Here is a 6,289-nt window from a genome sequence, read left to right on the forward strand (position 1 = left end):
TTCCTTCGTGACCCAGGACGTTGTCGGACCGTATATGTACCGGAGGACCGCGAGAAATGAACAGGTCGGCCAGCGCCGCCAGCACATCCTCGTGTTTGAGCTGCCGGGCAACGATGAGTGCCAGGCACTCCCTGCTGGCCTCATCGATGATGGTCAGGATCCGGAACTTGCGGCCATCGTGCGTGCGCCCTTCGACGAAGTCGTAGGCCCACACATGCCCGGGATACTCAGGCCGTAGGCGGATACATGATCCGTCGTTGAGCCACAGGCGTCCCCGTTTGGGCTGGCGCAGCGGGACCTTCAGTCCTTCGCGTCGCCATATCCGCTCGACCCGTTTGTGGTTCACCGTCCACCCCGCATGGCACAGCAACGCCGTCACCCGGCGGTAGCCATAGCGACCATATTGCTTCGCCAACGCGACGATGTCCTCCGTGAGCGCCTGTTCGTCATCCGCCCCACGCGGCACCTTGCGCTGTGTCGATCGATGCTGCCCTAGCACCCGGCATATCCGTCGCTCGGACACTCGGATCGGCAAATCTTGTCGCAACTGATCGATGCAGCGCCGCCGCCGCGCGGGGCTTAGAAGTTTCCCTTGGCAGCTTCCTGCAAGATCAGCTTGTCCAACGTCAGATCCGAAATCGCCCGGCGTAGCCGCTGGTTCTCTTTCTCCAGATCCTTCATCCGCCGCGCTTGGTCGGTCTTCAGGCCGCCATATTCCTTGCGCCAGCGATAGTATGTCTGCTCGCTGACTGCGATCCGGCGGCACGCCTCTGCTGTCGAGGCTCCCTGCGCCAGCACAATCTCAGCTTCACGCAGCTTGCCGATAATCTCTTCCGGCTTGTGCTTCTTGCTCGGCATTCATCGTCCCTTTCGTGGTCCAGACTATCATAGTCTCTGGGCCACTCAGCGGGGGGCAGATCATATCACTGACCTTGCCGCTGCTTCGGGTTCAAGGGGGCTCGCTCAAAACCAGCATTGTTTGCAGGCCGAGACCAGCGTGTTGATGGAGGTGCTGCGCAATCATGGCGACGAAGTGCGACGACGCGTCCGATATCAGATTAGTATGCCACCCTTGAAGCATTGCTGGTTCCGATCGTGTTGCTAACGCAACGTACGGCGAACTGCATCTTGCCATCCGGCGACGAGCGTTTTGCGTTCAAAATTCGCCATTTTCGGTTCAAAAATCTGTCCCTGCGTCCAGGTTTCGGCCAGAGCGTTGAGATCCGCCCAGAGCCCTGTCGCAAGGCCCGCATGAAAGGCAGCGCCAAGCGCTGTCGTCTCAAGATGAACGGGCCGCTCAACCTTCGTTTCGAGCATGTCGGCAAGGAATTGGCAAAGCCAGTCATTTGCGGCCATACCGCCATCGACGCGCAGTTTGGCAGGGGCTGCGCCGCCATCTGAGACCATCGCTTCTGCAAGATCCATAGTCTGGTAGGCGACCGCCTCAAGCGCGGCGCGAGCGAGATGGGCCTGGGTCGCGTCAAGCGTCAGGCCAAAAATCGCACCACGCGCATCAGGATCCCAGTGAGGCGCGCCAAGTCCCACAAAAGCCGGAACCATATAGACACCATGACTGGAGGGAACCCGCGTAGCCATATCGTTCGTTTCACGAGCATGCGTGATGACGCCGATCCCGTCCCGCAACCATTTCACCGCCGCGCCAGCAACGAAAATCGAACCCTCAAGAGCATAGGTCATCTGCCCGTTCAGGCGATAGGCTGGTGTCGTGAGGAGGCGGTTATTTGATTCCAATGCCTCGGTACCCGTGTTGAGGAGCATGAAGCAACCGGTGCCATAGGTCGACTTCGCCATTCCCACGCCAAAGCAAGCCTGACCGAACAGCGCGGCCTGCTGATCCCCGGCAACACCGGCAATGGGGATTGCTGCGCCCAGAAGCGCAGCGTCAGTCGTGCCGAAATGATGCGCATTATCATGCACCTCGGGAAGCACCTGCATCGGCACACGCAGCAGACGACACATTTCCTCATCCCAACGTTGCTCGCGGATGTTGTAGAGCATCGTCCGACCAGCATTGGTCACGTCCGTGGCATGAACCTTCCCACCCGTCAGGCGCCAGATCAGGAAACTATCGATGGTGCCAAACGCAAGCTCACCCCTTTCAGCGCGCTCTCTGGCGCCGCCGACATTATCAAGAATCCAGGCGAGCTTGGTGCCCGAAAAATAGGGATCGACGAGAAGGCCGGTACGCGAGCGCACTTCCGCCTCAAATCCTTCCTCTCCCTTGAGTTCGGCGCATAGTCTGGCGGTACGGCGATCCTGCCACACGATGGCGCGATGGATCACCTTCCCAGTACCGCGCTCCCAAACGACCACTGTCTCGCGCTGGTTGGTGATGCCGATGCCGGCAATGCCGCCGGTACCCACCTCGCTCTTCTCGATAGCTTCTTTGGCAAGACGGAGGGTGTCGCGCCAAATGTCCTCCGGGTCATGCTCCACCCACCCCAGGTCGGGATAATGTTGTTCGAACTCACATTGCGCGCTTGCAACGGGACGCGCGTGCCTGTCGAACACGATGGCGCGCGTCGATGTCGTGCCTTGATCGATGGCCAGAATGTGCACAGGCTGAGGCATTAGGCGGCTCTCCGGGCTTTTCTTCAAAGGTTTACTTGACAGGCATGTCCGTATCGCCCGGCGCACCTGACTTGCTTCGCGAAGGTAAATATGGCTTGACGGCAATTTGATAGAGACCAGCGCCGAGCGTTCCACCAAGTAACGGCGCGGCAATCGGGACCCACCAGTAATTCTCGGGACTTGGAAAAGCGGCCTGATCGTATCCGGCGAGCCAAGCCAGAAGCCGTGGCCCAAAATCGCGAGCGGGATTGAGTGCCCAGGCTTCCAGATATCCTGCGGACGCGCCAATGGTCGCGACCAGCAGACCGATCATGAGAGCGCTCGAATTCGCCCGTGGCGCAACATCGTTGAACTCGTCCGTGATGGCGAAGATTCCCAGCAACAGGAGGCCGGTCAGGATCACTTCATCCCAGAATGCGTGGATCGGGGTGATATGTTCGCCGGGATGAGTGAAGAATACCCCTGCGGCGCCACCTGTCGCACGCGTCAAGCCATGGGCTGCATTATAAGCGTCAATCACCGGATGATAAAGTTGCAGCACCAGGCTGGCACCGATGAACCCACCTATCACCTGCGCTATCCAATAAGGCAAAATCTTGCGTTTGGGGAAACCACGGAAAAAAGCGAGCGCCAGCGTGACCGCCGGATTGGCGTGTGTTCCGGAAACGGCACCCGTGACATAGATCGCGATTGTCACGCCCAGCCCCCAGGCGATGCAAACGCCCCAATAGGCCTGAGCATAGGGACTCGGGTCATAAAGGGTGATCATGGCTGCCGCACCATCACCGATCAGGATTATGATCGCGACCGCCAAGGCCTCGGAGATGAGTTCGCCGATCAGGGCGCGGCGATATTCCACCTTCAAGTCTCCCCACGTTGGAACAATTTTCATCTGAAACTGCCCCATCTGCACACGCTTTCATATTAACGTCAACTCTTTCGTTTGCATTTTCGGTTTTGGCATATTATTTTCTATCGAAAGAAGCCTGGGAAAGATGCCCTTCGGATCGAACCAGGACACTTCCGCCGCCTTCCTATCGAGAGAAGATCGAATGACCGCATGCCCGCCCCCCTCTCCTGCTACCGGTATGCACGTCGAAACCTATGATTTGTTGATCGTGGGGGGAGGCGTGAATGGCGCCGGGATAGCACGCGACGCCGCCGGCCGCGGACTTTCGGTCCTGCTGGTAGAGCAGGACGATCTGGCCAGTTATACCTCCTCATCATCGACAAAACTAATCCACGGCGGGCTGCGTTATCTGGAATACTACGAATTCCGCCTAGTCCGAGAGGCTTTGATCGAACGCGAGCGGTTACTGGCTATGGCGCCGCACATCATGTGGCCGCTGCGGTTCGTCCTCCCGCAATCACTTTCCCCTCGCCCCGCCTGGATGGTCCGACTTGGCCTGTTCCTTTACGATAATCTGGGTGGCCGGAAGAACTTGCCCGGAACCGAAACGATAAACCTCGACCGCAGCCCGCGCGGGATCGGGCTCAAGCCCCAGAAGGGCAAGAAACGGGGCAAGGCTTTCGTCTATTCAGACGGGTGGGTGGAAGACAGCCGGCTCGTCGTACTTAACGCAATGGATGCGGCTGCCCGCGGCGCCCGGATCGAAACACGCACACAGCTAACGCAAGCACAAAACGAAAATGACGAGTGGATTGCAACGCTCGAAACGAAAGCCGGTACAGTCCGTCAGGTGCGCGCAAGGATGCTGGTCAATGCCGCCGGTCCATGGGTCGATAAGGTTCTTGGCCGCATCGGGCGCAGCAACAACAATCGCGGCGTGCGGCTTGTCAAGGGCAGTCATATGATATTGCCGCGCCTCTACGATGGCGACCATGCGTTCATGCTGCAGAATCCGGACCGTCGCATCGTCTTCGCGATTCCTTATGAAGGCGAATTCACACTGATTGGCACCACCGATGAGCCCTGGACGGACGAACCCGGCAAGGCTGAAATCAGCCAGGGCGAAGTCGACTATCTGTGCGCGACGGTGAATCGCTATTTCGAAAAGGAGATTACACCGTCCGATATCGTGTGGAGCTATGCCGGCATCCGCCCGCTTTATGACGATCATGCTGCCGACGCCTCTGCGGTAACGCGTGACTATGTGCTCGATTTCGAGAAACCCGAGAAAACACGGGCGCCACTACTCAGTATCTTCGGCGGAAAGATCACCACTTATCGCAAATTGGCTGAGCATGCGATGGAGCATATAGCTGAAGTGTTCCCAACTGCCGGGAAGGCCTGGACAGCAGGTGAACCGCTGCCCGGTGGAAATCTGCCGGGGCAGGACTTTGATCGGTTTGTGGCTGACCTGTCATCGCGGTGGCCGGACATGCCCTCAAAGTTGCTTCGCCGCCTCGCTCGGGCATATGGCACAGAAGCGATCCAGATTCTTGGCGCCGCAAGCGTTCCGGCTGACCTGGGCGAGGACTTCGGGGCCGGGCTCCACGCCGCCGAGATAGAATATCTGTTCGCGGCCGAATGGGCGCGTACAGCAGAGGATATTCTTTACCGACGCTCGAAGCTGGGCTTGCATGTGCCGCCTGGGACCGAGACTGAAATCGATGCCTATCTCAGCACACTTTCCCGGTGCGTCGCTTCGCTTTAGTGATCAGCAAGATCACAAGGAAACAGGAAGCAGGAGCAATGGAGCGAGGAACCGCGGCTGAAGGCGATGTCGTCGCAGCACGTCGAGAGCATATCCTGGAGATAGCCCGCAGCGCTGGCAGCGTTGCCGTTGAGGATCTGGCCGAGCGGCTTGGCGTAACACCGCAAACGATCCGCAAGGACCTGAACGTGCTAGCCGGACAGTCGCTGCTTTCCCGCATTCATGGCGGAGCGCTGGTGACCTCCGGCGTTGACAACCTGGCCTATGACGCACGTCGGACTGTCGCATCGAATGCGAAGGCTCGTATTGGGGCAGCAGCTGCCGCGCTGATCCCCAATGGCGCTTCCCTGTTCGTGAATATCGGCACCACAACCGAGGCTGTGGCTGCAAATTTTGTGCATCATCGCAACCTCATGGTGGTCTCGAACAATCTCAACGTCGTTGACACCCTTTCAGATCATCAGGCGATGGAACTTGTCTGCGTAGGCGGCAAGGTGCGCACCGGCGATCGTGCCGTGGTGGGGGCGCTCGCAATGCGCTTCATCGAAAATTTTCGCGTCGACTATGCGCTCATCGGCATCTCGGCGATCGACATTGACGGAAGTCTGCTCGATTTCGCGATCGATGAAGTGGAAGTCTCGCAGACGATCATCCGTAACGCGCGCAAGGTGATCCTTGTAGCTGATTCCAGCAAGGTGGGGCGCTCGGCTCCAGTGCGTGTGTGTGGAATGGATGTGATCGATTTCTTCGTCACTGATCGGATCGACGATCCGAAGCTCCGTTCCACATGCGAACGTCATGGCGTCAGTCTGATCGAGACCAGCATTACTTGCTGACCTTCCCAAGCGATAGCCCGGGTACACTTGGTTGCATGGCAATACGTCAAGTGGGCGAACAGCCTCCTGGGGCTGCTTCGGTGATGACCTTCAGAGGGACTGCGCCATCTTTCAGGAGCAACGGATCAGCCCCGACCTAGCCGATGACCAATGCCCTGCCCATAGTCTTTCGTGGCATGCATGCAAACGAGCGCCGCGACGCCCCCGCGCTTCAGGGTCAGGATCTGTAATTGCAGTTGCTAG

4 protein-coding genes and 1 pseudogene are annotated in these 6,289 nt (G+C 58.7%); 2 read left to right on the top strand and 3 right to left on the bottom strand.

What is annotated here, in order from left to right; translation table 11 throughout:
• The 3 genes and pseudogenes from B2V90_RS13505 to B2V90_RS13515 form a co-directional block, all read right to left on the bottom strand.
• Positions 1–858: pseudogene (locus tag B2V90_RS13505) on the bottom strand (IS3 family transposase); the annotation flags it as partial.
• 243 nt (positions 859–1,101) lie between these two features.
• A complete protein-coding gene (glpK, locus tag B2V90_RS13510; protein WP_161735059.1) occupies positions 1,102–2,592 on the bottom strand; it encodes a glycerol kinase GlpK in 1,491 nt (496 codons plus the stop codon).
• A gap of 31 nt (positions 2,593–2,623) precedes the next feature.
• Entirely contained in the window at positions 2,624–3,499 is an 876-nt protein-coding gene (locus B2V90_RS13515) for an MIP/aquaporin family protein (RefSeq protein ID WP_228221667.1), read from the bottom strand.
• 181 nt (positions 3,500–3,680) lie between these two features.
• On the opposite strand from B2V90_RS13515, the gene B2V90_RS13520 reads away from it, so the two are divergent.
• On the top strand, positions 3,681–5,210 hold the full coding sequence (locus B2V90_RS13520; protein WP_037490106.1) for a glycerol-3-phosphate dehydrogenase: 1,530 nt from the start codon (positions 3,681–3,683) through the stop codon (positions 5,208–5,210).
• Complete coding sequence (locus tag B2V90_RS13525; protein WP_228221668.1) at positions 5,210–6,046, top strand: DeoR/GlpR family DNA-binding transcription regulator; 837 nt, start codon at positions 5,210–5,212, stop codon at positions 6,044–6,046. The genes B2V90_RS13520 and B2V90_RS13525 overlap by 1 nt, the downstream gene beginning before the upstream one ends.
• Positions 6,047–6,289 lie beyond the last annotated feature (243 nt).

The organism is Sphingobium sp. UBA5915 (assembly GCF_002431195.1).
Lineage (GTDB): Bacteria > Pseudomonadota > Alphaproteobacteria > Sphingomonadales > Sphingomonadaceae > Sphingobium > Sphingobium soli.